24 protein-coding genes and 1 pseudogene are annotated in these 24,641 nt (G+C 69.3%); 11 read left to right on the top strand and 14 right to left on the bottom strand.

The window, feature by feature from the left end:
• Positions 1-101: 101 nt before the first annotated feature.
• A complete protein-coding gene (gene dnaB, locus ACZ7LT_RS15320) occupies positions 102-1,589 on the top strand; it encodes a replicative DNA helicase (protein WP_471236519.1) in 1,488 nt (495 codons plus the stop codon).
• 256 nt (positions 1,590-1,845) lie between these two features.
• Here the strand turns inward: dnaB and ACZ7LT_RS15315 are convergent, their stop codons facing one another.
• Positions 1,846-2,559, bottom strand: coding sequence for an endonuclease/exonuclease/phosphatase family protein (locus ACZ7LT_RS15315; protein WP_471236518.1), 714 nt, complete (start codon positions 2,557-2,559; stop codon positions 1,846-1,848).
• 268 nt (positions 2,560-2,827) lie between these two features.
• On the opposite strand from ACZ7LT_RS15315, the gene ACZ7LT_RS15310 reads away from it, so the two are divergent.
• Entirely contained in the window at positions 2,828-4,198 is a 1,371-nt protein-coding gene (locus ACZ7LT_RS15310) for a serine hydrolase domain-containing protein (protein WP_471236517.1), read from the top strand.
• A gap of 99 nt (positions 4,199-4,297) precedes the next feature.
• Here ACZ7LT_RS15310 and ACZ7LT_RS15305 read toward each other — a convergent pair whose 3' ends face one another.
• Both ACZ7LT_RS15305 and ACZ7LT_RS15300 read right to left on the bottom strand, forming a co-directional pair.
• Positions 4,298-4,750 carry a GNAT family N-acetyltransferase gene (locus ACZ7LT_RS15305; protein WP_471236516.1) on the bottom strand — a complete coding sequence of 151 codons (453 nt, stop codon included), beginning with the start codon at positions 4,748-4,750 and terminating at the stop codon, positions 4,298-4,300.
• 23 nt (positions 4,751-4,773) lie between these two features.
• The gene (locus ACZ7LT_RS15300) at positions 4,774-5,232 is read right to left on the bottom strand and encodes a MarR family winged helix-turn-helix transcriptional regulator (RefSeq protein ID WP_471236515.1); all 459 of its coding nucleotides are present in this window, start codon (positions 5,230-5,232) and stop codon (positions 4,774-4,776) included.
• A 140-nt stretch (positions 5,233-5,372) separates the two neighbouring features.
• On the opposite strand from ACZ7LT_RS15300, the gene ACZ7LT_RS15295 reads away from it, so the two are divergent.
• On the top strand, positions 5,373-6,587 hold the full coding sequence (locus ACZ7LT_RS15295; protein ID WP_471236514.1) for an MFS transporter: 1,215 nt from the start codon (positions 5,373-5,375) through the stop codon (positions 6,585-6,587).
• Positions 6,588-6,605: 18 nt separating this feature from the next.
• On the opposite strand, the gene ACZ7LT_RS15290 is transcribed toward ACZ7LT_RS15295, so the two are convergent.
• Both ACZ7LT_RS15290 and ACZ7LT_RS15285 read right to left on the bottom strand, forming a co-directional pair.
• Positions 6,606-7,502: a GNAT family N-acetyltransferase gene (locus ACZ7LT_RS15290; RefSeq protein WP_471236513.1), complete on the bottom strand. Its 897-nt coding sequence runs from the start codon at positions 7,500-7,502 to the stop codon at positions 6,606-6,608.
• Positions 7,445-8,044, bottom strand: a complete 600-nt coding sequence (locus ACZ7LT_RS15285) for a DUF2269 domain-containing protein (protein ID WP_471236512.1) — start codon at positions 8,042-8,044, stop codon at positions 7,445-7,447. Before ACZ7LT_RS15285 ends, ACZ7LT_RS15290 begins: the two co-directional genes overlap by 58 nt.
• A 79-nt stretch (positions 8,045-8,123) precedes the next feature.
• Here ACZ7LT_RS15285 and ACZ7LT_RS15280 point away from each other — a divergent pair, with 79 nt between their 5' ends.
• Both ACZ7LT_RS15280 and ACZ7LT_RS15275 read left to right on the top strand, forming a co-directional pair.
• Positions 8,124-8,765, top strand: a complete 642-nt coding sequence (locus ACZ7LT_RS15280) for an HAD family hydrolase (protein ID WP_471236510.1) — start codon at positions 8,124-8,126, stop codon at positions 8,763-8,765.
• Positions 8,766-8,972: 207 nt separating this feature from the next.
• On the top strand, positions 8,973-10,490 hold the full coding sequence (locus ACZ7LT_RS15275; RefSeq protein ID WP_471236509.1) for a globin domain-containing protein: 1,518 nt from the start codon (positions 8,973-8,975) through the stop codon (positions 10,488-10,490).
• Between the two features lie 12 nt (positions 10,491-10,502).
• On the opposite strand, the gene ACZ7LT_RS15270 is transcribed toward ACZ7LT_RS15275, so the two are convergent.
• From ACZ7LT_RS15270 to ACZ7LT_RS15255, 4 genes are all read right to left on the bottom strand, one after another.
• Complete coding sequence (locus tag ACZ7LT_RS15270) at positions 10,503-10,982, bottom strand: NUDIX domain-containing protein (protein WP_028797741.1); 480 nt, start codon at positions 10,980-10,982, stop codon at positions 10,503-10,505.
• Between the two features lie 61 nt (positions 10,983-11,043).
• On the bottom strand, positions 11,044-11,940 hold the full coding sequence (locus tag ACZ7LT_RS15265) for a LysR family transcriptional regulator (protein ID WP_471236508.1): 897 nt from the start codon (positions 11,938-11,940) through the stop codon (positions 11,044-11,046).
• Positions 11,941-12,161: 221 nt separating this feature from the next.
• Positions 12,162-13,304 carry a cystathionine gamma-lyase gene (locus tag ACZ7LT_RS15260; protein WP_471236507.1) on the bottom strand — a complete coding sequence of 381 codons (1,143 nt, stop codon included), beginning with the start codon at positions 13,302-13,304 and terminating at the stop codon, positions 12,162-12,164.
• A gap of 2 nt (positions 13,305-13,306) precedes the next feature.
• Positions 13,307-13,687 carry a phage holin family protein gene (locus ACZ7LT_RS15255; RefSeq protein WP_471236506.1) on the bottom strand — a complete coding sequence of 127 codons (381 nt, stop codon included), beginning with the start codon at positions 13,685-13,687 and terminating at the stop codon, positions 13,307-13,309.
• A 52-nt stretch (positions 13,688-13,739) separates the two neighbouring features.
• Here ACZ7LT_RS15255 and ACZ7LT_RS15250 point away from each other — a divergent pair, with 52 nt between their 5' ends.
• The 4 genes from ACZ7LT_RS15250 (at position 13,740) to ACZ7LT_RS15235 (ending at position 16,037) form a co-directional block, all read left to right on the top strand.
• Positions 13,740-14,057 carry a cupin domain-containing protein gene (locus ACZ7LT_RS15250; protein WP_471236505.1) on the top strand — a complete coding sequence of 106 codons (318 nt, stop codon included), beginning with the start codon at positions 13,740-13,742 and terminating at the stop codon, positions 14,055-14,057.
• A gap of 197 nt (positions 14,058-14,254) precedes the next feature.
• Positions 14,255-14,467: a DUF5326 family protein gene (locus tag ACZ7LT_RS15245; RefSeq protein ID WP_471236504.1), complete on the top strand. Its 213-nt coding sequence runs from the start codon at positions 14,255-14,257 to the stop codon at positions 14,465-14,467.
• Between the two features lie 269 nt (positions 14,468-14,736).
• On the top strand, positions 14,737-15,507 hold the full coding sequence (locus ACZ7LT_RS15240; protein ID WP_471236503.1) for an IclR family transcriptional regulator: 771 nt from the start codon (positions 14,737-14,739) through the stop codon (positions 15,505-15,507).
• 95 nt (positions 15,508-15,602) lie between these two features.
• On the top strand, positions 15,603-16,037 hold the full coding sequence (locus ACZ7LT_RS15235) for an SsgA family sporulation/cell division regulator (RefSeq protein WP_471236502.1): 435 nt from the start codon (positions 15,603-15,605) through the stop codon (positions 16,035-16,037).
• Positions 16,038-16,052: 15 nt separating this feature from the next.
• Here ACZ7LT_RS15235 and ACZ7LT_RS15230 read toward each other — a convergent pair whose 3' ends face one another.
• Entirely contained in the window at positions 16,053-17,357 is a 1,305-nt protein-coding gene (locus ACZ7LT_RS15230) for a YibE/F family protein (protein ID WP_471236501.1), read from the bottom strand.
• A 198-nt stretch (positions 17,358-17,555) separates the two neighbouring features.
• Between ACZ7LT_RS15230 and thiC the strand changes: the two genes are divergently transcribed.
• Positions 17,556-19,328 carry a phosphomethylpyrimidine synthase ThiC gene (thiC, locus tag ACZ7LT_RS15225; protein WP_471236500.1) on the top strand — a complete coding sequence of 591 codons (1,773 nt, stop codon included), beginning with the start codon at positions 17,556-17,558 and terminating at the stop codon, positions 19,326-19,328.
• 82 nt (positions 19,329-19,410) lie between these two features.
• Here the strand turns inward: thiC and ACZ7LT_RS15220 are convergent, their stop codons facing one another.
• From ACZ7LT_RS15220 to ACZ7LT_RS15210, 3 genes are all read right to left on the bottom strand, one after another.
• Positions 19,411-20,232 carry a hypothetical protein gene (locus ACZ7LT_RS15220; RefSeq protein WP_471236499.1) on the bottom strand — a complete coding sequence of 274 codons (822 nt, stop codon included), beginning with the start codon at positions 20,230-20,232 and terminating at the stop codon, positions 19,411-19,413.
• Positions 20,233-20,380: 148 nt separating this feature from the next.
• The gene (locus ACZ7LT_RS15215) at positions 20,381-21,439 is read right to left on the bottom strand and encodes a metallophosphoesterase (RefSeq protein ID WP_471236975.1); all 1,059 of its coding nucleotides are present in this window, start codon (positions 21,437-21,439) and stop codon (positions 20,381-20,383) included.
• 173 nt (positions 21,440-21,612) lie between these two features.
• Positions 21,613-22,719, bottom strand: a complete 1,107-nt coding sequence (locus ACZ7LT_RS15210) for a LacI family DNA-binding transcriptional regulator (protein ID WP_028797737.1) — start codon at positions 22,717-22,719, stop codon at positions 21,613-21,615.
• Between the two features lie 380 nt (positions 22,720-23,099).
• Between ACZ7LT_RS15210 and hisC the strand changes: the two genes are divergently transcribed.
• Positions 23,100-24,194, top strand: coding sequence for a histidinol-phosphate transaminase (hisC, locus tag ACZ7LT_RS15205; protein WP_471236497.1), 1,095 nt, complete (start codon positions 23,100-23,102; stop codon positions 24,192-24,194).
• 29 nt (positions 24,195-24,223) lie between these two features.
• Here hisC and ACZ7LT_RS15200 read toward each other — a convergent pair.
• Positions 24,224-24,597 (bottom strand): annotated as a pseudogene (locus ACZ7LT_RS15200) (cyclophilin-like fold protein).
• Positions 24,598-24,641 lie beyond the last annotated feature (44 nt).

Raw genomic sequence — 24,641 nt, 5'->3', positions numbered from 1 at the left:
GACGCGCCAGAAGCGGAGTAGAGCCTCTCGTTTTGTCAGAGCCGTGGCGTAAGAAAGAGTGACACGGTGAGGTCCGCGGTGCGGACGGAGGAGGTGGCCGGGTGAGCATTCCCGAGCCCTTGGACGACCCCTGGGCCGACACCGGTCCGGGTGACCGTCTGCCCGTCACCCGGCAGCGGGGCGAGAGCCGTGGACGCGGGCGGGGCAGGGACGACCAGCACGACCGGGGCAGCGACGGCGGCCCCTGGGACACCGGCTCCGCCGGCTTCGAGCGGGTGCCCCCGCAGGACCTCGACGCCGAGCAGTCCGTGCTCGGCGGCATGCTGCTCTCCAAGGACGCCATCGCGGACGTCGTGGAGATCATCAAGGGTCATGACTTCTACCGCCCGGCGCACGAGACGGTCTTCCAGGCCATCCTCGACCTCTACGCGAAGGGCGAGCCCGCCGACCCCATCACCGTCGGTGCTGAGCTGACCAAGCGCGGTGAGATCACCCGCGTCGGCGGTGCCTCGTACCTCCACACGCTGGTGCAGTCGGTGCCCACCGCGGCGAACGCGGCGTACTACGCGGAGATCGTCCATGAGCGGGCGGTGCTGCGCCGTCTGGTCGAGGCCGGCACGAAGATCACGCAGATGGGATACGCCGCCGACGGGGACGTCGACGAGATCGTGAACTCGGCGCAGGCAGAGATCTACGCGGTCACCGAGCAGCGCACCAGCGAGGACTATCTGCCGCTCGGGGACATCATGGAGGGTGCCCTCGACGAGATCGAGGCGATCGGCTCCCGCAGCGGCGAGATGACGGGTGTGCCGACCGGGTTCACCGACTTCGACTCGTTGACCAACGGCTTGCACCCCGGCCAGATGATCGTCATCGCGGCCCGACCCGCCATGGGTAAGTCCACGCTGGCGCTGGACTTCGCCCGGGCGTGCTCGATCAAGCACAACCTGCCCAGCGTGATCTTCTCCCTCGAAATGGGCCGCAACGAGATCGCGATGCGCCTGCTGTCGGCCGAGGCCCGGGTGGCGCTGCACCATATGCGCTCCGGCACGATGACGGACGAGGACTGGACGCGGCTGGCCCGGCGTATGCCGGACGTCTCGCAGGCCCCCCTCTACATCGACGACTCGCCCAACCTGTCGATGATGGAGATCCGCGCCAAGTGCCGTCGCCTCAAGCAGCGCAACAATCTGAAGCTCGTCGTGATCGACTACCTCCAGCTGATGCAGTCCGGCGGCTCCAAGCGCGCCGAGAGCCGCCAGCAGGAGGTCTCGGACATGTCGCGAAACCTCAAGCTGCTCGCCAAGGAGCTGGAGCTCCCGGTGATCGCGCTGTCGCAGCTGAACCGTGGCCCCGAGCAGCGTACGGACAAGAAGCCGATGGTCTCCGACCTGCGTGAGTCCGGCTCCATCGAGCAGGACGCCGACATGGTCATCCTGCTCCACCGCGAGGACGCCTACGAGAAGGAGTCGCCCCGCGCCGGCGAGGCGGACCTGATCGTGGCCAAGCACCGTAACGGCCCGACGGCCACGATCACGGTCGCCTTCCAGGGCCACTACTCGCGCTTCGTGGACATGGCCCAGACCTGATCCGGCGGCCTGTAGGGTCTCAGATTTCGCGGCACAGTCTCAGATCCGATGGCACAACGGTGGCACTTATGCCGTCGTCGTGAGACTCGCTGCCAGGGCGCGACGTAGTTCGTTCGTTCGAGAGTGGGATCGTCGTTCTTCCTCGATGTGAGGGTGCCCTGCCCTGACAGGGTTGGAGTTGCCTGTCGAGCAAGTGACGGTGAGTCGCTGTCGCGTCTCTTCCCCGGCTCGCTGCCCAGGGGCGGGGGCGGGTAGCTCACATGGTGACGGTCGCGCGGACCAGATTGTGGTCGGAGAGGCCCTCCGTGCTCTCGACCGTTGCGTTGCTGACAACAGCGCCCCGCACGACCACGTGGTCGATCCACTGCGACGTCGAGCCTGACGTGCGCGGCCGTGTCGGCAGGGCGTCTGGCGGGAGGTCCGCGACGGCGAAGCTAGGACCCAAAGCCGACGCTACGGTGGCACGGTCGGTGTTGAAGTCCCCGAGAAGTACTGCTGCGTATCCCCGGGAAGCGGCGGCCAGTTCGGCCAGGCGTGCCAGCTGGCGCGTGTGCCGCTGATCGCCGCTCACGTGCGTGGCGACTATCAGCGTTCCGGCGGCTTCGACGGCGAGCGCGCCCTTCCCCGGGTCGTCCTCGAAGGACTCGGCAGTGACCTCCCGGCTCGGTCCGTCGACCAGGAGCACGAGGTACTCCTCGGGGTCGCGCAGCGAGCAGGTGCCGTGGCGCGGTGCCGGGACGCGCGGGTACCTCAACGCGTGGATGGTGCGGCCGGTCAGCGCAAGCCGGAGGCTGGCCAGTTGGTCACCGCTGACCTCCTGCAGGGCGATGACGCGCTCGTCTCGTCCCGCCAGCAACGCCGTGACCGCGGCGATCCGCTCCGACTCGTCCGGGCAACGCCTCAGGACGTCCTCGCCCCAGTTCTCGGCGTGGACGCGGTGCAGAACGTTCCAGCTGGCAACCGTGATCATGCGTCGTGATGTTAGACGACAACGTCCGACCCGTAGTCCGGTTCGACAACTGAGCGGCACAGACCATGAGCCCATCGGCTGCCGCCTGCCGAGGAAATGCCACGGATCTGAGACTCAAGCCGCATGACATGGCGGAGACAGCGCGAGAACACCCAGCTCACAGCCTCGGCCTATGCCGCGGAGATTGAGAACCTACACGGCCGCCCTGGGGCGGATCGCACGGGAAATGCGGTCGACGTGGCGAGGGGCCGCGTATAGACCTTGGAGCATGACTTCTGAAGCACTTCTGCCGAGTACGGAACGTGCCCTGCTGCACCGGGTCGCCCTGGCCCAGTCGGAGGGCCGGGCCCCCTCGTTCGTCGGTGCGGTGGGGCGGGATGGGCGGACCGTCTGGGCGGGTTCGCGCAGCTGTGTCGAGGGACACGCGCCCGACGCGGACACCCAGTACCGGATCGGTTCGATCACCAAGGTCTTCACCGCAGTCCTCGTCATGCGGCTGCGTGACGAGGGGCTGCTCGATCTGGACGATCAGCTGGACAAGCACCTTCCGAGCACCGGTGTCGGCGAGGTGACGATCGCTCAGCTCCTCGCCCACAGCTCGGGCCTGGCGGCAGAGACGCCGTCGCCCTGGTGGGAGCGCACCCCTGCGACGCTCCGGCCGACGCTGGACGCCGTCCTGGGGGAGCGGCCGCTGGTGCATCCCGTGGGGCGGCGGCATCACTACTCCAACCCTGGTTACACACTGCTCGGTTCGCTGGTGGAGGCAGTACGCGGGCGGCCCTGGGAGGACTCGCTGCGGAGCGAGATCTTGCAGCCGCTGGGCCTGCACCGTACGAGCGCCCAGCCGCAGGCGCCGCACGCCGGGGGCTGGGCCGTGCACCCCTGGGCCGATGTGATGCTTCCCGAGCCCTCCGAGGACCTGGGGCTGATGGCCCCGGCCGGACAGCTCTGGTCCACGGCCGACGATCTGTGCCGCTTCGCGCTCTTCCTCGCCGAGGGGGACGACCGGGTGCTGAGCGCACGCTCCCTCCAGGAGATGCGTACGCCCGCGTCGCCGGCCGAGGCCGGTCAATGGGACGGCACATACGGGCTCGGGCTCCAGATCGTCCGCGGGGAGGGCCGGACCCTGGTCGGGCACAGCGGCTCGCTGCCCGGCTTCGTCGCCGGTCTGTGGGTGAGCGTGGAGGAGGGGGTGGCGGGCGTCGCGCTCGCCAATGCGACCTCGGGACCGCTGGCCCCGGTGGTCGCCGCCGATCTCCTCCGCATCGTCGCGGACGCGGAGCCGCGCCTCCCCGAGCCTTGGCGCCCGCTCCCTGAGGTCGATCCGGAGCTCCTGGCGCTCACCGGCCCTTGGTACTGGGGCACCTACGCCTACGGTCTGCGCCTGGCCGCAGACGGGGGTGTGGCGCTGGAGCCGCTGCGGGGCAGCGGTCGTAACGCCCGGTTCCAGGCGCGGCCTGACGGCACCTGGATCGGCCTCGACGGCTACTTCGCGGGGGAGACGCTGCGGGTGGTGCGAAGGGAGGACGGCTCCGTGAGCCACCTGGATCTGGGCTCCTTCGTCTTCACCCGGGAGCCCTACGAGCAGGGCGGGGCGGTGCCGGGCGGGGTCGACGAGGGCGGCTGGCGCGGTCTGTAGGAAGAGGCCGCCGCACGACGGCGATGTTTCACGTGAAACAGGGCGCCGGGGGAGCGATCCCCCGGCGCCCTGTTGTACGACGGCTTCCTTGAACGACGCTCAGAGAGCCAGCTTGAAGCCCACGTGCGAGGCCGTGAAGCCGAGTCGCTCGTAGAAGCGCCGGGCGTCGGTGCGCGAGGCGTTGGACGTCAGTTGGACCAACTGGCAGCCCTGATTACGGGCTTCGTCGATGGCCCACTCGATGAGCTGGGTGCCCAGTCCCCCGCCGCGTTCGTCGGCGTGGATCCGTACCCCTTCGATGAGCCCTCGCGTCGTGCCGCGGAGTGACAGTCCGGCGATGACAGTCAGCTGGAGCGTGCCGACGATGCGCCCCTCGCGCACGGCGACGACCAGATGCTGGTTCGGGTCCTGCGCCAGACGCGCGAAGGCGGTGAGGTACGGCGCGAGATCGTCCGGCGACTCACGGTGGGCGCCCAAGGGGTCGTCGGCCAGCATGGCCACGATCGCGGGGATGTCACTGGAGGTCGCCGGCCTGATCTTGAGATCGCTCATGGACCGCAGGCTACGGGGCCTTGTCACGCGGCCACATGGAGGTCCTCGACAGCCCTGACCAGTGGTGCCAGCGCGGGGTTCTTGGCCGCCTCGTCGAGGGCCTCGCGCAGGGCCGTGTCGTTGGTGGGCCGGGCCTCCGCGAGAAGCCGCTGACCGGCCTCGGTGACATCGGTGTAGATACCGCGCCGGTCGGTGTCGCAGAGATAGCGCGTGAGCAGCCCCCGGTCCTCCAGACGGGTCACCAGACGGGTGGTAGCGCTCTGGCTGAGCACGACGGCGTCTGCGACCTGCTTCATCTGGAGGTGGCCGCCGGGGCCGTTGTGCTGGCGGCTGAGGACATCGAGGAGCGAGTACTCGCGCATGCTCAGCCCGTGCCGGGTCTCCAGCGCGCGCTCGATGTGGCTCTCGATCTTCCCGTGGAGCAGAGAGAGTGCGCACCAGCCCTGGGAGAGGGCGGTGAGTGCCGGGTCTGTCGCTGTCATGGGTCTCTCCTCGGTCCGGAGCGGCTGGCATCCAGAATAGACGACTGTCGCAATAGCCCGCGCTTGCAATTAATCAGCGCCTGCAATTATTGTGGACGCTCGTAAGGCGCTAGAGCAAACTTCTGGGAAGGTGTCACCCCATGCCACTCGCGCTCCTCGCCCTCGCCATCGGGGCCTTCGGGATCGGAACCACCGAGTTCGTGATCATGGGTCTGCTCCCCGAGGTCGCCGACGACTTCCATGTCTCGATCCCTACGGCCGGATATCTGGTCACCGGCTACGCCCTCGGTGTCGTCCTCGGCGCTCCGCTGATGACCGTGCTCGGCACCCGGATCTCCCGCAAGCGGATGCTGATGCTGCTGATGGGGCTGTTCATCGTGGGCAACGTGCTCTCCGCACTCGCCCCGACCTTCGGGCTGATGCTGGCCGGTCGCGTCGTCGCCTCGCTCGCCCACGGCGCCTTCTTCGGCATCGGATCGGTCGTGGCAGCCGACCTGGTCGCCCCTGAGAAGAAGGCCGGCGCCATCGCGATGATGTTCACCGGCCTGACCGTCGCCAATGTCGTCGGCGTGCCGCTCGGCACCTTCATCGGCCAGAGCGCCGGCTGGCGGGCCACCTTCCTCATCGTGGCCGGTCTGGGCGCCCTGGGTCTGGCGGGCGTCGCCAAGCTGGTGCCCGAGCAGCCCAAGCCCGAGGGCGTACGGCTCCGCCACGAGCTGGCAGCGTTCCGCAACGTCCAGGTCCTGCTGGCCATGGCCATGACCGTGCTCGGCTTCGGCGGTGTCTTCGCCGCGATCACCTACATCGCGCCGATGATGACCGACGCCGCCGGCTTCGCCGACTCCTCCGTCACCTGGCTGCTGGCCCTGTTCGGCCTCGGCATGGTGGGTGGCAACCTGGTCGGCGGAAAGTTCGCCGACCGTGCGCTGATGCCGATGCTCTACGTCTCGCTCGGCGCCCTCGCCCTGGTCCTGGCGCTCTTCACGGTCACTGCCCACAACAAGATGGCCGCGGCCGTCACCATCGCCCTCATCGGCGCCCTCGGCTTCGCGACCGTACCGCCGCTGCAGAAGCGCGTCCTCGACCAGGCCTCCGGCGCCCCGACCCTCGCCTCGGCCGTCAACATCGGTGCCTTCAACCTGGGCAACGCCCTGGCCGCATGGCTGGGTGGCATGGTCATCGCCGCCGGTCTCGGCATCACGGCCCCGAACTGGGTCGGCGCCGTACTTGCGGCCTCGGCGCTCGCCCTCGCGGTGCTCTCCAGCGCCCTGGAGCGCCGTGACGTCCGCCGGGACAGCCGGATCGTGGCCGCGGGCGCCCCGGAGCCGGTGGCCGTTCCGGCAGGCCGGACCTGATCCGGCAGGCGCAGGGCGTCAGCCCGCCGCGACCGTGAGGGGAGCGAAGCGGCGGGTCCAGTCCCCGGGCAGGCCGGGGATGCCATAGGTCATCACCGCGTTGAAGGCGATCGGCTCCAGGCCGTTCGCCTTCAGCCATGCCAGCAGCTCTTCGTGGCGTACGTCGATGTCCGTGCGCAGGGGCCGGTCGGTGTGCGCGGCGAGGGAGGCGACCAGCGCTTGGGCGGTGGCCGTGTCCCGAGCGATCAAGGGGCCGACGACCTGGGTCTCCATATTGGGCCAGGCCGCGGCGAAGCCGGTGATCTCGCCCTTGTCCTCGGCCACCCGGAGCTGGTCCGCGAAGGCGGGCAGGCGGGTGAGCACATGGGTCCGGTCGAGTCCGAAGACCTCCGCGTCCAGGCGCAGAAGGGCCGGAAGGTCCTCCGCGGTGGCCGGCCGGGTGGCGACCGGGGGAGCGGCGGCCACGGCGGTGAAGCGGCCCCGGACCATCTCCGCCCGGCCCGTCACGATGAAGCCGAGCTGCTCGTAGAGCGGGCGCCCGGCCGGTGTGGCGTGCAGGGTGAGGGGCGTGGGCCCCGCCTCGGCCACGACATGGTGCATCAGACGGCGGCCGAGGCCCTGGCGGGCGTACCGCTCGGCGACCAGGACCATGCCGACGGCGCCCAGCCCGAGCCCGGCGTGTGCGCCCGCCCCGGAGCCGTACGACGTGAGCACGCACGCCGTCGCCAGGCCCTTGCCCGACGGGTCGTCGATGCCGTGACCGGTGCCGGCCGCGAGCAGCAGGCTCCACTTGTGTTCTTCGCGTTGCCAGCCACGGTCCTCGGAGAGGTCGGCGCAGGCGGTGAGATCCTCCGGGGTCAGCCGGCGGATGGGGAGCGACAGCGGGGAGGGAGCGTCGGGCAGCGGTGTCGGCATGGTCTTGAGGCTGTCGGACGCGAAGATCCCGCGTCCACCCGATTTCGCCGGGCGGGAGACGCCGCAGAGGCGCGTAGTCGGCGTCCCCGGCGGGTCAGTCCCCAGGGCTTGAGCACGGAGATCGCCGTCATGAAGAGATAGGCGGCCGTGGCCACGCTGGGCGCGGCGAGCAGGCTGCTGTCGGGCACTCCGGCGGCCGCGGCGCGGTCGATCTCCGGTCGCAGCGAGAAGACCGTGGCGCCCGCGGTGATCACCGTGAGCCAGAACTTGATCCAGACCCAGCGGTGCCGGGCCAGCCCCCACGGCGTACCGAGCGCCAGCACCAGCCTGCTGACCAGCGTGGTCAGAGCCGCCGGTGCGAGCAGCCAGTCGCCGAAAACCTTCATGGCGCGGTAGGTCGCATCCGTCAGGGACGAGTCGCGGGTGGTGTACGCGGTGATGCCGAGCGCCAGCAGACCGAGCGTGAGGCCCAGCCAGCTCACGGAGACGGCGACATGGACGACGAGAATGGCCCGGCGGACCGGACGCTGGATTTGTTTCACGTGAAACACCGTCCCGCCCCGACCTCTCATCCCGCGTCTGACGCCGGGAGTAAGCGCGCACGTACTAGCCTCGGCGTACATGGCGACCTCGCGCAGACTGCATCTCTTCGACCTCGACGGCACCCTGATCCGCGGCTCGGCGGCCGCGGTGGAGATCTCGCGCCAACTCGGCCTGAGTGAGGAGATCGCCGAGCTGGAGCGGAGCTTCCTACTCAAGGGTCTGGCGCCGGCCGATTTCGCCGTCCAGGCCAGGGAGCTGTGGGCCGAGCTGACCGAGGCGCAGGTTGTGGCGGCCTTCGAGGGTGCGCCGTGGTTGCACGGAATACGCGAGGTATGGGCGGAGATCAGGGCGGCGGGCGACTACTGCGCGGTCATTTCGCTCTCCCCCGACTTCTTTGTGGAACGGCTTCTGGACTGGGGTGTTCATGCCGCCCATGGGTCCCGCTGGCCTGCGGTTCCGTTTACCGCACCGGTGGACCGGGAGGGGATTCTCAACGCCGCGGCGAAAGTGAAGATCGCGGACCGGCTGTGTGCAGAGTTCGGGGTGAGTCTGGACGACTGCGTTGCATACGGTGATTCCATGTCCGACGCGGAGATTTTCGCGGCGGTCCCGCAGGCGGTGGCGGTGAATGCGGACCACCATCTGTCCGGACTCGCCACGTATACCTATATGGGGGGCGATTTGCGCGAGGCCTATGAACTGGTGCACCGCCGCCAGTAGTTCAGGGTCTGTTGGGGACCGACATGCCTTCAGGGAGCCCAGGACAGGGGCGTGAGGGGATGCAGCCTAACGGGAATGCGGGCGCGAATGCCCGGGATCTCCGCTTTCTGTTCGGCGCGAGGGCCAAGCCTGGCATCCTTCGAAGACGACAGCCATGGGCACAGTCATCAACGGTCCGACTGAAAGATGTTCGAGGCGAGGCACACGATGGACGCTCCGACCACCACGTCGGCCGACAGCGGCACTCTCGACAACGGCAACGACAGCGGAAGCAATACCGGACACACCGGCGGGGGCTGGTTCACTCCGCGGAAACCTCCCACGCCGGCCAGGACGACACCCTCGGCGTCGGAAGCGGGGGCCGACGAGGGCGCGCAGGTCGACGACCGGGAGACGCCACCCCGAATAGCCATGCCGCGCCGCACCGTCACCGCCATACGGCCGGTGGGCAGCGGCGCGGACCGCATACCGCAGGGCTCCTGGCCCGCCTCCGCCGAACCGCGGCCCGAACCGGAGCCCGAGCCTGAGCCGCGGCCGGAGCCCATACCCGGGCCCCGGAGCGAACCCAGGCCGGAGCCCAAGCCCGAGCCGCGGCCCGAGCAGGGCTCCCCCGACGCGATTCTTGTCCGCCGCACGCTCGGCGAGATCGCCCCCGTCGCGGACAAGGTCACCTCGTACTTCTACGCGCTGCTCTTCATCCGCCATCCCGAGCTGCGAGCCCTCTTCCCCGCCGCCATGGACGCCCAGCGTGACCGGCTGCTCAAGGCACTGCTGACTGCGGCCGAGCACATGGACAACCCCGCCGTGCTCACGGACTACCTGCGGAACCTCGGCCGGGGCCACCGTAAGTACGGCACCCAGGCCTCGCACTATCCGGCCGTCGGCGAGGCCCTGATCGGCGCGCTGACCCGGTACGCGACGACCACCTGGGACGAGGAGAGTGAGGCCGCCTGGGTCCGCACGTACACGACGATCTCGCAGATCATGATCGACGCCGCGGCGGAGAACGAGCGGACCGCTCCGGCCTGGTGGCAGGCGGAGGTGGTCTCGCACGATCTGCGGACCCCGGACATCGCGGTGGTCACCGTCCGGCCCGACCAGCCGTACCCCTTCCTCGCCGGGCAGTACACCTCCCTGGAAACGCCCTGGTGGCCCCGTGTCTGGCGGCACTACTCCTTCGCCTCGGCACCCCGCCCGGACGGGCTGCTCTCCTTCCACGTCAAGGCCGTCCCGGCCGGCTGGGTGTCCAACGCCCTGGTGCATCACGCCCGCCCAGGTGACGTACTGCGGCTCGGCCCGCCCGCCGGGTCGATGACCGTCGACCACTCCACCGACAACGGTCTGCTCTGCCTGGGCGGCGGCACGGGCATCGCGCCGATCAAGGCGCTGGTGGAGGATGTCGCCCAGCACGGCGAGCGGCGCACGGTCGAGGTGTTCTACGGCGCGCGCAGCGACCACGACCTCTACGACATCGACACCATGCTCCGGCTCCAGCAGGCCCATCCCTGGCTCGCCGTGCGGACGATCGTCGACGACCGTGCGCACCGGTCGCAGCAACTTCCGGACGCGGTGCGGGAGTACGGCCCGTGGGACGAGTTCGACGCCTATCTCTCCGGGCCGGTAGGCATGATCCGCAGCGGTGTCGACGCGCTCAGGGGCATCGGCATCCCTTCCGACCGGATCCGCCACGACTCCCTCGAAGAGCTCGTGGCAGCGGCTGACTAGCGGCGCGCCTTATCACCCCAGGTCGGGGGCGTGCATCGCGCGGACGCCCTCGATGTTGCCGTCCAGGTAGTGGCGCAGCGACAGCGGGACGAGATGGACGGCGGCGATGCCGACGCGGCTGAACGGCACCCGTACGATCTCGTACTCCCCGCACGGCTCGTCGACCTCGGGGCCGTGGCGCTGGGCGGGGTCCATCGACTCCAGGCGGCAGACGAAGAAGTGCTGCACCTTCACGCCGGAGACCCCGCCGTCGACGATGTGCTCGACGGTGTCGACGAAGCAGGGCACCACATCACTGATCTTCGCCCCGAGCTCTTCGTGCACTTCGCGGTGGAGGGCGTCGACGACGGTGGCGTCCCCCGGCTCGACCCCGCCGCCGGGGGTCAGCCAGTACGGATCGACGCCGGGCTTGGTTCGCTTGATCAGGATGAGGTCGTCGCCGTCGAGCAGGATGGCACGGGCGGTGCGCTTGACCACTGGACGTTCGGTCATGGCATGAAAATGGCCCGTGGAAGGCCCTCTGAAACCCCTGGGAACGTTCCCGGGCGGTGTCTCACCAGTCGGCGGCCGCCCGCAGCAGCCAGTCGTGGGCCCGTGCGATGTGGGGCAGGGCGAGTGTTCCGGTGCGTACGACCAGGAAATAGGTGCGCAGCGGGGGTACGGGAGGGTCGAGGAGAGCCACTACGCGCCCCTGCTCCAGGGCGTCCTCGCACAGATATCGGGGCAGGACGGCGAGCCCGGCGCCCGAGGCGGCGGATTCCAGGACGGCGCGCAGGTCGGGGGCGATGACCGTGGCGGCAGCCGCGCATTTGGATTCGAAGACCGTCGCCCAGTAGCGGGCCACGAACGGCAGCGACTCGTGGACCTCGACGACCGGCAGCTGGTCCAGGACGACGGCGCCCTTGCGCAGCAGGACGCCGGGGCCGAGGTGGGCCGCCCAGCGCGGAGAGGCGACCAGCAGATGTTCCTCGTCGCAGAGGGGAGTGGCGGTCAGCAGTCCGCCGCGGGGGCGGGTGGTGGCGATGGCCAGGTCGTGGTGGCCGGCGGCGAGCCCCTCCAAGGTCTCCTCGGCGTTGCCGATGAGGGAGGTGCGCAGGGCGAGTCCCTGGGAGGTCAGTGGGGTCAGGGCGGGCAGGGCGCGCAGGGAGGTGAACTCGGGAGGTCCGGCGAGATGGAGCGTACGGATGCCGCTCTCCTCGTCGAGACCGGTCTCCGCGATCTCCACCAGGGCGTCGAGGTGGGGGGCGGCCCGGTGGGCGAGTTCGTCGCCGATGGTGGTGGGGGTGACGCCACGGGCCCGACGCAGGAACAGTGGGCGGCCCAGCTGGCGTTCGAGGGTGCGGATCTGGCTGGTGACGGCGGGCTGGGAGAGACCCAGGAGGGCGGCGGCCCGGGTGAAGGAGCCTGCTCGGTGCACCGTGACGAATGTGCGCAGCAGGGACAGATCCATACCCGCCCCTCTCCTGGCTCCACGGTCCGGCCACCGGCTCCACGGTCCGACGGCTGACGCCGCCTCAGGACTGTCCAACTATAAATAAGTCGATAGGTCTCTGTCGCTACCGTGATTGGACACTGACGCAGAGTCAACTAGCCTTGTTCACGCGGTCTTCCACCGCCCGGAACCGGGCGGTCCGAGCCACGAGGGGGGAGGCTCGGACCGCCCCTTCGGTCTCACCCGGCGGCCGCGGCCGCCTCGTCGAGGGCGCGCAGGACGTCCGCCACCAGGTCCTGCGGGTCCTCCGCGCCGACCGAGAAGCGGATGAAGCCTTCCGGTACGGCGTCACCGCCCCAGCGTCCACGGCGTTCGGCCGTGGAGCGCACTCCGCCGAAGCTGGTCGCGTCGTCCACCAGCCGCAGCGCGTCGAGGAACCGTTCCGCCCGGTCGCGGTCAGGCAGGGCGAAAGAGACCACGGACCCGAAGCGCCGCATCTGCCGGGAGGCCACGGGGTGGGACGGGTCGTCGGGCAGCCCGGGGTGGCGCAGCCCGGTGACGTCCGCGTGGCCCCGCAGCGCCTCGGCGAGCGTGAGGGCGGTGGCGCACTGCCGGTCGACCCGCAGGGCGAGGGTGGCCAGCGACCGGTGGGCGAGCCAGGCCTCCATCGGTCCGGGGATGGCGCCGGCGATCTTGCGCCAGCGCCGTACCTCCGCCATCCGCAGCGGGTCTCGTCCGCTGACATGACCGAGCAGGATGTCTCCGTGCCCCGTCAGCCCCTTGGTGTCGCTGGCGACGGAGAAGTCGGCGCCGAGCTCCAGGGGCCGCTGGCCGAGGACGGTGGCCAGGGTGTTGTCGACCGCCACCAGGGCGCCGGCGTCGTGCGCCGCGTCGGTCAGCCGCCGGATGTCGCAGACGTCGAGCCCTGGGTTGGACGGGGTCTCGAGCCACAGCAGCCGGGCGCCGTCGAGGACGGAGAGCTGGGCGTCGTCGCCGGTAGGCGCGGTGCGGACCTCGACTCCGTACGCTTCCAGACGCTCGCGCACCAGCGGCAGCGCCTGGTAGCCGTCGGAGGGCAGGACGACCGCGTCGCCCGCGCGGAGCTGGGAGAAGAGGACCGCGGAGATCGCGGCCATGCCGGAGGCGAAGGCGACCGTCTCGACGGACTCCCCCGGTCTGGTGGCGGGTGCTTCGAGTTCGCCGATGGCCTGTTCCAGGAGGGTCCAGGTCGGGTTCTCGTCGCGGCCGTAGGTGTAAGGACCGGTGGGCTCGCCGGGCAGGTGGTAGTGGGCCGCGAAGACCGGGCCGGGAAGGGTGGGGGCGTACTTCTCGGGGTCGGGCAGGCCCGCCCGTACCGCGCGGGTGCCGTCACCGATGGCCACGGTCAGTCCTTGCCGTCGGGGAGGATGACGTTCAGGGCCCACGACACGATCGAGATGATCAGACCGCCGAGCACCGCCGTCCAGAAGCCCTCGACGTGGAAGCTCAGTTCCAGCTTGTCGGCGAGCCAGGAGGTGAGCAGCAGCATCAGGGCGTTGACCACCAGCGTGATCAGTCCGAGCGTGAGAATGAACAGCGGCAGCGTGAGCAGCTTCACGACCGGCTTGACGAGGAAGTTCACCACGCCGAAAACCAGGGCCACAAGAATGAGGGTCAGGGCCTGCTTACCGGTGTTCTCGCCGGTGAGGGTGATGTCTGGGACGAGCCAGATCGCGACCGCCAGGGCACCCGCGTTCGCGATCGTCTTGACTAGGAAATTCTTCATGTGTCTGATCGTGGCAGACATGATCGGGCCGAGGGCAGGGGCGGACAGACGAATGAAGGCATTCCGACTGGACGAGCTGGAGGCGGAGCGCGCCGCAAACGACGGCGCGTATCTGCAGTTCCTGCGCGAGCGCCATATGTCGGTGGGGCTGTACGCACTGAACGCGGGCGAGCTCGATCCGCAGCAGCCGCACAACGAGGACGAGGTGTACTTCGTGGTCAGCGGCCGGGCGTCGATCACGGTCGGGACGGAGACGCAGCAGGTCGGCCGGGGCAGTGTGGTGTACGTGCCGGCCGGGGTCCCGCACAAGTTCCACCATGTCACCGAGGACCTGCGGGTCATGGTGGTCTTCTCGCCGCCGGAGAGCTGACGTTCGCCCGCTGCCTGGTGTGAGTCCGGTTCCTGGGTGGGGTCGTGCCCCGGGAGTCCCTAGGGGTTCGTTCAGGGGAGAGCAAGGGCTCCGAGGCCCCCGGGGACCCTATGGACGCCCCTAGCATCGAGGGTGTTCGGTGCTGACTGCGCCGGCGGACGCGCACGACTCATGGAGACGAGGTAAGGACCATGGCGGTGAAGGAGATTCTCGCGGGGATGCCCTGGTGGGTGAAGTGGGTGGCCATACCCCTCATCGCGTTGATGGTGTTCGGCGGAATGATCGTCAGCGTCGTCGGATTCTTCATCGCGCTCCTCTTCAAGGTCCTGATCTTCGCGGCGCTGGTCGGCGGTCTGATCTACGTCGTACGGAAGTTCATGTCGTCGTCCACCTCGCGCGGCGACTGGTGACGCGATCTCCTGGCCCCACCTGGGGCCAGGAGAGGCATTAGCCCGGCCGGGGGAACACCCCAGGAGAAACCGGGTGCGCCCATCGGGGCTGCCATACAGTGGAAAACCGCTGCCGCCTGGGTGAAACAGGCATCGAAAAATAGCCCTGACCTGCGGTTGCACGACGATCCTCGCGGGTCTTCGTGCGGACCACACCACGCGGCGGGCGCGCGGGGGAGGCCCCCGCGGGCGGGTGGATCATCACCCGTCGAAACGCCTGGGGGTGACCTTTGGCCACGGCTCAACAGACCGCTGCCCCTACCCTGATCGGCTCGGTGCAGCGTGCCCTGAGACTTATGGAAGCCGTGGGCTCCCATAAGGACGGGGCCCCTGCCAAACAACTCGCGCGCGAGGCGGGAGTCGCGCTCCCCACCGCGTACCACCTTCTTCGCACCCTCACCCACGAGGGCTATCTGCGCCGTGAGAAGGGCGTGTTCGTGCTTGGTGACGCGGCCGGTCGTCTGGCGGGCGGCGGAGTCCTGCAGAATCGTCGCACCAAGATCGAGGACTCGCTGTCGCACTGGCGGGACGAGATTGGTGTTCCGGTCTACTTCGCCATCTACCGCGAGGGCGAGATCGAGCTCATCGCCGTCGCGGACACCCCCACCGCCCCCGCGGTCGACGAGTGGGCCGACTTCCGCGAGACCGGGCACGCCCATGCGATCGGTCAGTGCCTGCTGAGTCAACTGGACGAGAAAAGCCGTCAAGACCACCTTGACCGCCATCCGGTTGAAGCCATCACGCCGTATACGGTGCGTAACCGCCGTATGCTTTTGGATCGTTTGGGCGGTATGGGGCGAATGGAGCCCCTGGTGGAGCGTCAGGAATATGCGCTCGGCACGGTCTGCGCGGCGATTCCCATCACGGCGGGGTCCACGGCGGCCGCCATGGCGATCTCTCTCCCCCTTCACCAGCAACACCGGTTGCTGCCCGCAGTTGAACAGCTACGCAATGAGATCGGCAGGCTTTTCAGTTCGCTCGCCTTCTCTATCAGTATTTGAAAAATTACTCCTTGTGATCTGCTAGCGGGTACAGCACGATGGCGTCAAGAGGGCCAGGGGGGACCACATCTGCTTCATCTACTGCGGGGTACACGATGCGCGAGTCGGTTCAGGCCGAGGTCCTGATGAGCTTCCTCGTCTCGGAGGAGCTCTCCTTCCGGATCCCGGTGGAACTGCGATACGAGATGCGAGATCCCTACGCGGTTCGCATGACCTTCCACCTTCCCGGCGACGCGCCTGTGACCTGGACATTCGGCCGTGAACTGCTTCTGGACGGAATCAACGCGCCGACCGGGGACGGGGATGTGCACATCGCGCCGACCGGCCCCGAAGACCTGTCCGACGTCCACGTCCGGCTTCAGGTCGGCGCCGACCGGGCGCTTTTCCGTGCCAGTGCTCCTCCGCTCGTGGCGTTCCTCGACCGCACCGACAAGCTGGTGCCGCTGGGGCAGGAGTGCACGCTCGTTGACTTCGAGGAGCACTTGGAAGAGGCGCTGGGCCGGATCCTCGCCGAGGAGAACGCCGGCTAGCGAAGCCGGCCGCTCTCACTTCGCGCGGCGACGCCGGCCGCCGCGCGAAGTGCGTGCCTCGGGGGATCCCGGTCGGTCGGCCGAGACGACCAGCGCGGCCAGCGCGGTGGTCACCGGCACCGAAGCGACCAGGCCGATCGAACCCACCAGCGTCCGTACAATCTCCTGCGCCACCAACTCGCTGTTGGCAACGGTGCCCACGCTGCTCTGGGCGATCGAGAACAGCAGCAGCAGGGGCAGGGCCGCGCCCGCGTAGGCGAGGACGAGCGTGTTCACCACGGACGCGATGTGGTCCCGGCCGATCCTGATCCCTGCCCGGTACAGAGCCCGGGGCCCCATCGAGGGGTCTGCCTGGTGCAGTTCCCACACCGCGGACGTCTGAGTGACCGTCACATCGTCGAGCACACCGAGCGAACCGATGATGACGCCCGCGAGCAGCAGGCCCGACATGTCGATGTCCGGGTAAAGGCCGTGGATCAGTCCCGTGTAGTCGTCGGTGTTGCCGGTCAGCGAGGCCCAGCCGATGAACAGGGAACCCAGCAGGCCGATCAGCAGCAGGGAGATCAGCGTGCCGAGGACCGCGACCGACGTCCGTGCCGACAGGCCATGGCACATGTAGAGCGCGATCAGCATGATCGCGCTGGCCCCGACCACCGCCACCACCAGCGGGTTCGAGCCCTGCAGGATGGCGGGCAGGATGAAGAACGTCAGCACCAGGAAGCTGACCGCCAGCGCGATCAGCGCCATGACGCCACGCATCCGGCCGACCACCACCACGGCCAGGGCGAAGATCGCGGCGAGGACCCCCATCGGGAGCCCGCGGTCCACATCCGTCACCGAGTACTGCAGATCACGCGGCGCGTCGGGGGCGTATGCGACCACCACGCCCTGGCCCTCGTCCAGTTGGCGCGGGGCGTCCGGCTGCACGATCTCGGTGAAGGTGCGGCCCTTGTCAGGGCCGCTGGTTACCTCGACCGTCGCCTTCGCGCACGTGCCCTGCTGGGCGTTGACCGCCTCGCGTCCTTCTGGGGTGGAGGTGTCCCCGGTCGGCGGGACCTGCGCGGCGTTCACCTCCTTGCAGTCGACCCGCACGACCTTGGTGACCTTGCCCTGCTGGGTCTGGCGGTCGAATCCGACACCGGTGCGTTCGTGTGCCGGGGTGCCGCCCGGCCAGAGGAGTGCCACGCCCACGAGCACGGCGGTGGCGAAGGGGATCAGGACGGCGGCGATGACCTTGCGCAGGTGCCGTGAGACGGGTGCCGCCGGCCCGTGGCTGTGCGTGTGGCCGTGGGGTTCGGGAGTCCGCTGCGAAGAAGTCACCGACCGATCATCGCAAGAACAGAGGGGCCCCTCTGTTCAGCACGCCAGGAAGGACGCTAGCGTGGTGGCACCTTTGCACACGCGGGAGCTCGGAGCACCGGGCTGAGAGGGCGCTGATCACCGTACATACGTACGGGAAGAGGCTGTGCCGACCGCCGAACCTGTTACCGGGTAATGCCGGCGTAGGGAGTAGGTCTCATGACCATTCAGGATGCACACACGCCTGCCGCCGATCAGGCCGAGCGGAAGCCGGGCTGGCACAAGGGGTACATCGAGGGCTCGCGCCCCGACCTCCGCGTGCCGGTCCGGCAGGTGCACCTCACCAACGGCAAGGACGTGACCCTGTACGACACGTCCGGGCCGTACACCGACCCCACCGTCGATACCGATGTCCGCCGGGGCCTGCCGCCGCTGCGGGAGAACTGGATCATCGGGCGCGGCGACACCGAGGAGTACGCCGGCCGCCCGGTCCGCCCCGAGGACGACGGCATCAAGCACACCTCGCCGCGCGGTGGTCTCAAGAACCTCGACGCGGTCTTCCCGGGGCGGCCGCGGCTGCCGCGCCGGGGCCGGGACGGCCAGGCCGTGACCCAGCTCGCGTACGCCCGCCGGGGCGAGATCACCCCGGAGATGGAGTACGTCGCGATCCGCGAGAACGTCTCCCCCGAGGTCGTACGGGAGGAGATCGCGGCGGGGCGTGCGGTGCTGCCGGCCAACGTCAACCACCCGGAGATCGAGCCGATGATCATCGGCAAGCGGTTCCTGGTGAAGGTGAACGCCAACATCGGCAACTCCGCCGTCACCTCCTCCATCGAGGAGGAGGTGGAGAAGATGACGTGGGCGACCAAGTGGGGCGCCGACACCGTCATGGACCTCTCCACCGGCCGGAACATCCACACCACCCGGGAATGGGTGCTGCGCAACTCCCCCGTGCCGATCGGCACCGTCCCGCTCTACCAGGCGCTGGAGAAGGTCGACGGCAAGGCGGAGGAACTGACCTGGGAGATCTACAAGGACACGGTCATCGAGCAGGCCGAGCAGGGCGTCGACTACATGACCGTCCATGCCGGTGTGCTGCTGCCGTACGTGCCGCTGACCGCGCGCCGCAAGACCGGCATCGTCTCCCGCGGCGGCTCGATCATGGCCGCCTGGTGCCTCGCGCACCACAAGGAGAACTTCCTCTACACGAACTTCGAGGAGCTCTGCGAGATCCTGGCGACGTACGACGTCACCTACTCGCTGGGCGACGGGCTGCGCCCCGGCTCGATCGCGGACGCCAATGACGCCGCGCAGTTCGCGGAGCTGAAGACGCTGGGCGAGCTCAACACGATCGCCAAGCGCCACAACGTGCAGACCATGATCGAGGGCCCCGGTCATGTCCCGATGCACAAGATCAAGGAGAACATCGACCTCCAGCAGGAGATCTGCGAGGAGGCGCCGTTCTACACGCTGGGCCCGCTGACCACGGACGTCGCCCCGGCGTACGACCACATCACCTCCGGTATCGGCGCCGCGATGATCGCCTGGTGGGGCACCGCGATGCTCTGCTACGTCACGCCCAAGGAGCACCTGGGCCTGCCCAACCGCGACGATGTGAAGACCGGCGTCATCACCTACAAGATCGCGGCTCACGCGGCGGACCTGGCCAAGGGCCACCCGGGCGCCCAGGAGTGGGACGACGCCCTGTCGGATGCCCGCTTCGAGTTCCGGTGGGAGGACCAGTTCAACCTGGCGCTCGACCCGGACACGGCCCGGGAGTTCCACGACGAGACCCTGCCGGCCGAGCCGGCCAAGACCGCCCACTTCTGCTCGATGTGCGGTCCGAAGTTCTGCTCGATGAAGATCTCGCAGGACATCCGGCGCGAGCACGGCGGCCATCTCCAGTCGGACGAGATCGAGGCGGGCATGGCGGAGAAGTCCAAGGAGTTCGCCGCCGCCGGCAACCGGGTCTATCTGCCGCTCGCGGAGTAGCCCCCTTCGCCGGCCCGGAGGTCACGGGCCGGGTGTTTCGCGGGCCGGATGTTTCACGTGAAACAGCGACTCCGAGGACCGGTCATTCCGGCTGGTGCTCGGGGCCGCCGAAGTCGGGACTGGTGAAGTCCGGGCTGGTGAACATCGGCCGGGCGCTGGTCGCGCCCTCGCTCGGGCTGGTGAAGTCCGGTCCGCTGAACCCGACCTTGGGGATCCGGCTCATCGGCCGCGGGGGTGCCGATGAACCCGGATCCGCACTCGGATCGGCCAGCGCAGCCCGCAGGAACGGGAGTATGCCTCGCTCCAGGAGCGCAATGCGCCAGGCCTCGCGGGCCCGGGACACCTCGTCGGGTTCCCCGCCCGGCTCCTGGGCGGGCACCTGGGTGGAGCCGTTGCGCAGGGCCGTGACGAGCAGTCCGACCGCGGCGGCCAGGATGCCCACCGCGGTGGCCGCGCCGAAGAACCAGCCGGTGGCCAGCAGGGTGTCCGCGAAGGCCGGTGGTTCGTCGAGCGCCTTCAGCAGATAGCCGACGAGCAGGAAGATCAGCGCGGCCGTACCGGCGAGCACCGGAGCGAGCACGGTCACGACGGCGCCGAGCCCGGCGCCCGTACCGTCCTCGGACTCGCCGCCCGACGAGGTCCGTGCGGAGTCCAGGGCACTCGCGCCGGACGGCGCGCGCTGCTCCTCGCGGACCTTGACGAAGTGGTCGTACTCCGCGGCGGCCGACGAGGTGATCAGCGTTGTCGCGTTCAGTGCCATGGTGCGTAGCTGTTCGGTGTTGAGCCGTTCGCCGACCGCGGCGAGATCCGGACGGTCGTGCGCGTTACGCAGTGCGTCGTCGAGGATGCGCTCGAACTCGGCGCGGTCCTCGGTCAGCAGGTGCGGAGCCACGTTCATGTGCATCCCCCGATGCTCCGTAGGGCCTGTGTGCCCGCGGACAGCGGGCAGTTGGGCGGAAACGGAGGAGAGCCTGCTACGGATAAGCCGATGGTAGAGCGGTTACCGCAGGGGGTGACAGGGGGTTTCCGGAAATCGCCTTTCCCGGCTCCGTTCAGTGACGCAGGGGGAGTTGGACGACCAGCAGCTTTCCGGCCATGGTCACGCCGCCGTCCATCGCGATGGCGAGACCGTCCGCGTACACATGCGGTCCCTCGACGACCGGCCGGGCGGCTTCGCCGTCGGCGTCCTCGGTGCCGACCTCACCCAGCAGATACGGGATGGGGCTGTGGCCGTGCACCACACGCCCGCCGCCGTAGGTCGACAGGAGTTCCTGTACGGCCTGGGGGCCGGCCTCGTCGCGGAACGCGAAGCGCTTGGTGAACTTCCGGAAGAGGTCCCAGCACTCGTCGGCGTCGCCGCGGTTGAGGATCTCGTGGACGGTCTCGTTGACGTCCTCGATGGTCGAGCCGTACTCGAGGTAGGCGGTGGTGTCGGAGTGCAGCAGCAGATGCCCGTCCTCCTCCACCACAGCGTCCAGCCGGGACATCCACTGGAGGTGGACGTCCTGGAGGCGGTCCATGTCGTGCTTCTGCCCGCCGTTGAGGAGCCAGGCGGCCTGGAAGGTGGCGGTGCCGGCGCCGGAGTTCACCGGGGTGTCGGCGAAGCGCTTGGCGCCGATCAGCAGCAGCTCGTGGTTGCCCATCAGGGCCTTGCAGTAGCCGCCGGCCGCGGCGGCCTCGGCGGACAGCCGCATGACGAGGTCGATCACGCCGATGCCGTCGGGGCCCCGGTCGGTGAAGTCGCCGAGGAACCAGAGCCGGGCGTTGCCGGCCGCCCAGTTCCCGTCGGCGTCGATCAGCCCCTGCTCGCGCAGGGCGGCGACGAGTTCGTCGAGGTAGCCGTGGACGTCGCCCACCACGTAGAGCGGGCCGAGGCCCTCGGGGGCGGGCACCTCGGAGGGGGAGACCCTCACCTGCACGGTGTCGCCCCGGTTGATCACCGGAAGGTCCCGCGCGGTGGGGGTGTAGCCCTCTGGGAGCTGCTCGTCGGGGAAGGCGTCGCCGGGGTGGCCGACGTGTCCCTGCACAGGCACGCGCGCGTACGGCGGTACCCGGAAGTCACGCAACGTGGCCGTCCGCACCACGGCTTCCTGCCCGGCCCCCTGAGTCATCGACCCCTCCACCACCGTCGTGACGCCCTGCACGCGTGGACCGGCCTGGTCGGGGTCGTCCACGGTGTCGTGCGCCCATCATAGGAATGAGGCTCCTCCTGTGTGACGCACCAGGGGTGGTGAATCCCGGTCCACCCCTGGTTCACCGGTTGTTTCGCCCCAATTGAGAAGGTCTAGTCCTGCGAAGGAGACCGGGGCGGGCTGACCGTCGTCCGTGGCGAGCGTCTCTGTGAGGACGTCCGGACGATGAGTTCGGTCGGTATCACCTGCTCGACCGGGCCGTCGGTGTCGATCCCCTCGATGGCGTCGATGAGGAGTTGGACGACGGCGGTACCGATCCGGCGTGGTTTGAGCGAGAGCGTGGTGATGGGTGGTTCGGTGTTGGCGTAGACCGTGGACTCGCTGCAGCAGACCAGCAGGAGATCGTCGGGGACGCGCAGGCCGTACCGGCGGGCGGCGGCCAGGAGATCGGTGCCGTTGGGGTCGAAGAGACCGTAGACGGCGTCGGGGCGGTCGGGGCGGGCGAGGAGCCGGTCGGCGGCGACGGCGCCCGCGCACGGGTCGTGCGCCGGGTAGGCCTCGTAGACGGGGTCCTGTCCGACGCGCTCGCACCAGTTGAGGTAGGCGGTGGTGGACAGACGGGTGTACGTGTCGGTGGTGGTGCCGGTGAGCAGACCGATCCGGCGGGCGCCGGCGGCGGCGAGATGGTCGAGAAGGTCGAGGACGGCGGCTTCGTGGTCGTTGTCGACCCAGGCGGTCACCGGGAGGGTGCCGGCCGGGCGTCCGTCGGAGACGACGGGCAGGCCCTGGCGGACAAGCTCGGTGACGACCGGGTCGTGGTCGGAGGGGTCGATGACGACGGTGCCGTCGAGGGCGACGTTCGACCAGACGTCATGGCGTGAGGTGGCGGGCAGGATGACGAGTGCGTAGCCGCGCGCGAGCGCGGCCGAGGTCGCTGCTCTCGCCATCTCGGCGAAGTACGCGAATTCGGTGAAGGTGAAAGGTTCATCCCCGTAGGTCGTCACGGTCAGGCCGATGAGTCCTGACTTGCCGGTACGGAGCGTTCGGGCCGCCGCGGATGGGCGATAGCCCAGCCGGTCGGCGACCTCGCGGACGTGGCGGCGGGTGGCATCCGGGAGCCGGCCCTTGCCGTTGAGCGCGTCGGAGACAGTCGTGATGGAGACTCCGGCTGCGGCGGCCACATCCCGGATGCCCGCTCGGCCCTGCCGGCTTCCCCGGGTCTGTGCCCGGCTCACCTGGTGCTTCCCTGCTGCTGTCATGGCGAGCCGATAGTAGGGCGAGGGCGGGTGGTTGGGCCGGTCGCATATTCACTCGTTGACAGGCACGTTTCTGCATGATCGTTCACGGTCAAAAGCCATGGAACAGCAGGTAGTTGGGGGTGCGGACATGGGGGCTGAGGTTGTCGACACGCATGAGCCTGCCAAATGCCGGATGTTGCGAAGAGGTCTCAACTCACTACTACGGGCGACGCGCGCCACGGCGCTCGCCACCGGCGCGCACCAGGATGGCAAGCGCTCCCCCTGCGTCGCGCCCTGGCGCGAGGTTCCGCACAGGTTGCCCGCGGCAGCCCATTCGCAGCGGCGGCGAATCCTCATAAGGTGAGGAGTATTGGTGGTACGGACGGTCGAGGAGGACCACAGTGAGCGAGACGAGCCCGCGCGGGACGAGCCCGAAGCTGCGCGCCGAGCTGGACGGCATTCCCACCTACAAGCCGGGCAAGCCGGCTGCCGCGGGTGGGCCGGTCGCGTACAAGCTGTCCTCCAACGAGAACCCCTACCCGCCGCTGACCGGGGTCATGGAGAGCGCGCTGGCGGCGGCCGCGGACTTCAACCGCTACCCGGACATGGCCTGCACCGGTCTGATGAACGAGCTCGCGGAGCGCTTCGGGGTGCCGGTGTCGCATCTGGCGACCGGCACTGGCTCGGTCGGGGTCGCCCAGTCGCTGCTGCAGTCCACCTCGGGCCCGGGCGACGAGGTGATCTACGCCTGGCGGTCCTTCGAGGCGTACCCGATCATCACCCAGATCTCCGGCGCCACCTCGGTGCGGGTGCCGCTGACCGACGGTGATGTGCACGACCTGGACGCGATGGCCGAGGCGATCACCGACAGGACCCGGCTGATCTTCGTCTGCAACCCGAACAACCCGACCGGTACGGCTGTGCGCCGCGCCGAGCTGGAGCGGTTCCTGGACCGGGTGCCCTCGGACGTGCTGGTCGTCCTTGACGAGGCGTACCGCGAGTTCGTCCGGGACGTCGAGGTCCCGGACGGCATCGAGATCTACCGGGACCGTCCGAACGTGGCGGTGCTGCGGACGTTCTCCAAGGCGTACGGGCTGGCCGGGCTGCGGGTCGGTTTCGCGGTGGCCCATGAGCCGGTGGCGGCCGCGCTGCGCAAGACTGCGGTGCCGTTCGGGGTGAGCCAGCTCGCGCAGGACGCGGCGGTGGCCTCGCTGCGGGCGGAGGACGAACTGCTGGGCCGGGTCGGCTCGTTGGTCTGCGAGCGGACCCGGGTCTACGAGGGCCTTGTGGGCCAGGGCTGGACCGTTCCCGACACGCAGGCGAACTTCGTCTGGCTGCGGCTGGGCGAGCGGACCGTCGACTTCGCGGCGGCCTGCGAGCGGGCCGGTGTGGTGGTGCGGCCGTTCGCGGGCGAGGGCGTGCGGGTCACCATCGGCGAGACCGAGGCCAACGATCTGTTCCTGAAGGTGGCCGAGGGCTTCCGCAAGGAGGTCTGAGTCCGACGGGAGCCGGCCGGGAGGCCGGCTCAGTCGTCGGCGAGCTCGACGCGGATCGGGTCGCCGTCGCGGACGGGGCGAGACGGCGCGGGTCGCCGTCGACCTCTCCGAGGAGATTGCAGGGGCTCGCGAGGCGGCATTCGTCGCCCCGGGAGATCGGTGTGGGGCCGTAGGGGAGCGCGAGCGCGTCGCCGTCGGTCCAGAAGGCGACGGTGCCCGGCTCCACCACCTGCTGTGCGTCGGCTTCGCGTGCGACGGAGACCGGAGTGTCGAAATAGACCTCCTCGCCCCAGGTGCGGGCGGTGGAGGAGATCGGGAGAACCCCCGCGAGCGCCTTGCTCGTGGGGGTTTCTTCGAGGGTCGCGGTGAGGTGCCCTGCGGGCCAGGAGATACGGATCTTCATGGGCCGGATTCAACAATATGTTGAAGTCCTTGGGAAGAGGTACC

It is taken from the genome of Streptomyces sp. NPDC039465, assembly GCF_055639315.1.
This window is presented reverse-complemented; position numbering and strand designations above follow the sequence as displayed.

Coding starts and splice junctions, on each gene's coding strand:
- ACZ7LT_RS15315 (WP_471236518.1), bottom strand. CDS start 2,559: ATGATCACGGTTGCCAGCTGGAACGTTCTGCACCGCGTCCACGCCGAG.
- ACZ7LT_RS15310 (WP_471236517.1), top strand. CDS start 2,828: ATGACTTCTGAAGCACTTCTGCCGAGTACGGAACGTGCCCTGCTGCAC.
- ACZ7LT_RS15305 (WP_471236516.1), bottom strand. CDS start 4,750: ATGAGCGATCTCAAGATCAGGCCGGCGACCTCCAGTGACATCCCCGCG.
- ACZ7LT_RS15300 (WP_471236515.1), bottom strand. CDS start 5,232: ATGACAGCGACAGACCCGGCACTCACCGCCCTCTCCCAGGGCTGGTGC.
- ACZ7LT_RS15295 (WP_471236514.1), top strand. CDS start 5,373: ATGCCACTCGCGCTCCTCGCCCTCGCCATCGGGGCCTTCGGGATCGGA.
- ACZ7LT_RS15290 (WP_471236513.1), bottom strand. CDS start 7,502: ATGCCGACACCGCTGCCCGACGCTCCCTCCCCGCTGTCGCTCCCCATC.
- ACZ7LT_RS15280 (WP_471236510.1), top strand. CDS start 8,124: ATGGCGACCTCGCGCAGACTGCATCTCTTCGACCTCGACGGCACCCTG.
- ACZ7LT_RS15275 (WP_471236509.1), top strand. CDS start 8,973: ATGGACGCTCCGACCACCACGTCGGCCGACAGCGGCACTCTCGACAAC.
- ACZ7LT_RS15270 (WP_028797741.1), bottom strand. CDS start 10,982: ATGACCGAACGTCCAGTGGTCAAGCGCACCGCCCGTGCCATCCTGCTC.
- ACZ7LT_RS15265 (WP_471236508.1), bottom strand. CDS start 11,940: ATGGATCTGTCCCTGCTGCGCACATTCGTCACGGTGCACCGAGCAGGC.
- ACZ7LT_RS15255 (WP_471236506.1), bottom strand. CDS start 13,687: ATGAAGAATTTCCTAGTCAAGACGATCGCGAACGCGGGTGCCCTGGCG.
- ACZ7LT_RS15250 (WP_471236505.1), top strand. CDS start 13,740: ATGAAGGCATTCCGACTGGACGAGCTGGAGGCGGAGCGCGCCGCAAAC.
- ACZ7LT_RS15235 (WP_471236502.1), top strand. CDS start 15,603: ATGCGCGAGTCGGTTCAGGCCGAGGTCCTGATGAGCTTCCTCGTCTCG.
- thiC (WP_471236500.1), top strand. CDS start 17,556: ATGACCATTCAGGATGCACACACGCCTGCCGCCGATCAGGCCGAGCGG.
- ACZ7LT_RS15220 (WP_471236499.1), bottom strand. CDS start 20,232: ATGCACATGAACGTGGCTCCGCACCTGCTGACCGAGGACCGCGCCGAG.
- ACZ7LT_RS15215 (WP_471236975.1), bottom strand. CDS start 21,439: ATGACTCAGGGGGCCGGGCAGGAAGCCGTGGTGCGGACGGCCACGTTG.
- ACZ7LT_RS15210 (WP_028797737.1), bottom strand. CDS start 22,719: ATGACAGCAGCAGGGAAGCACCAGGTGAGCCGGGCACAGACCCGGGGA.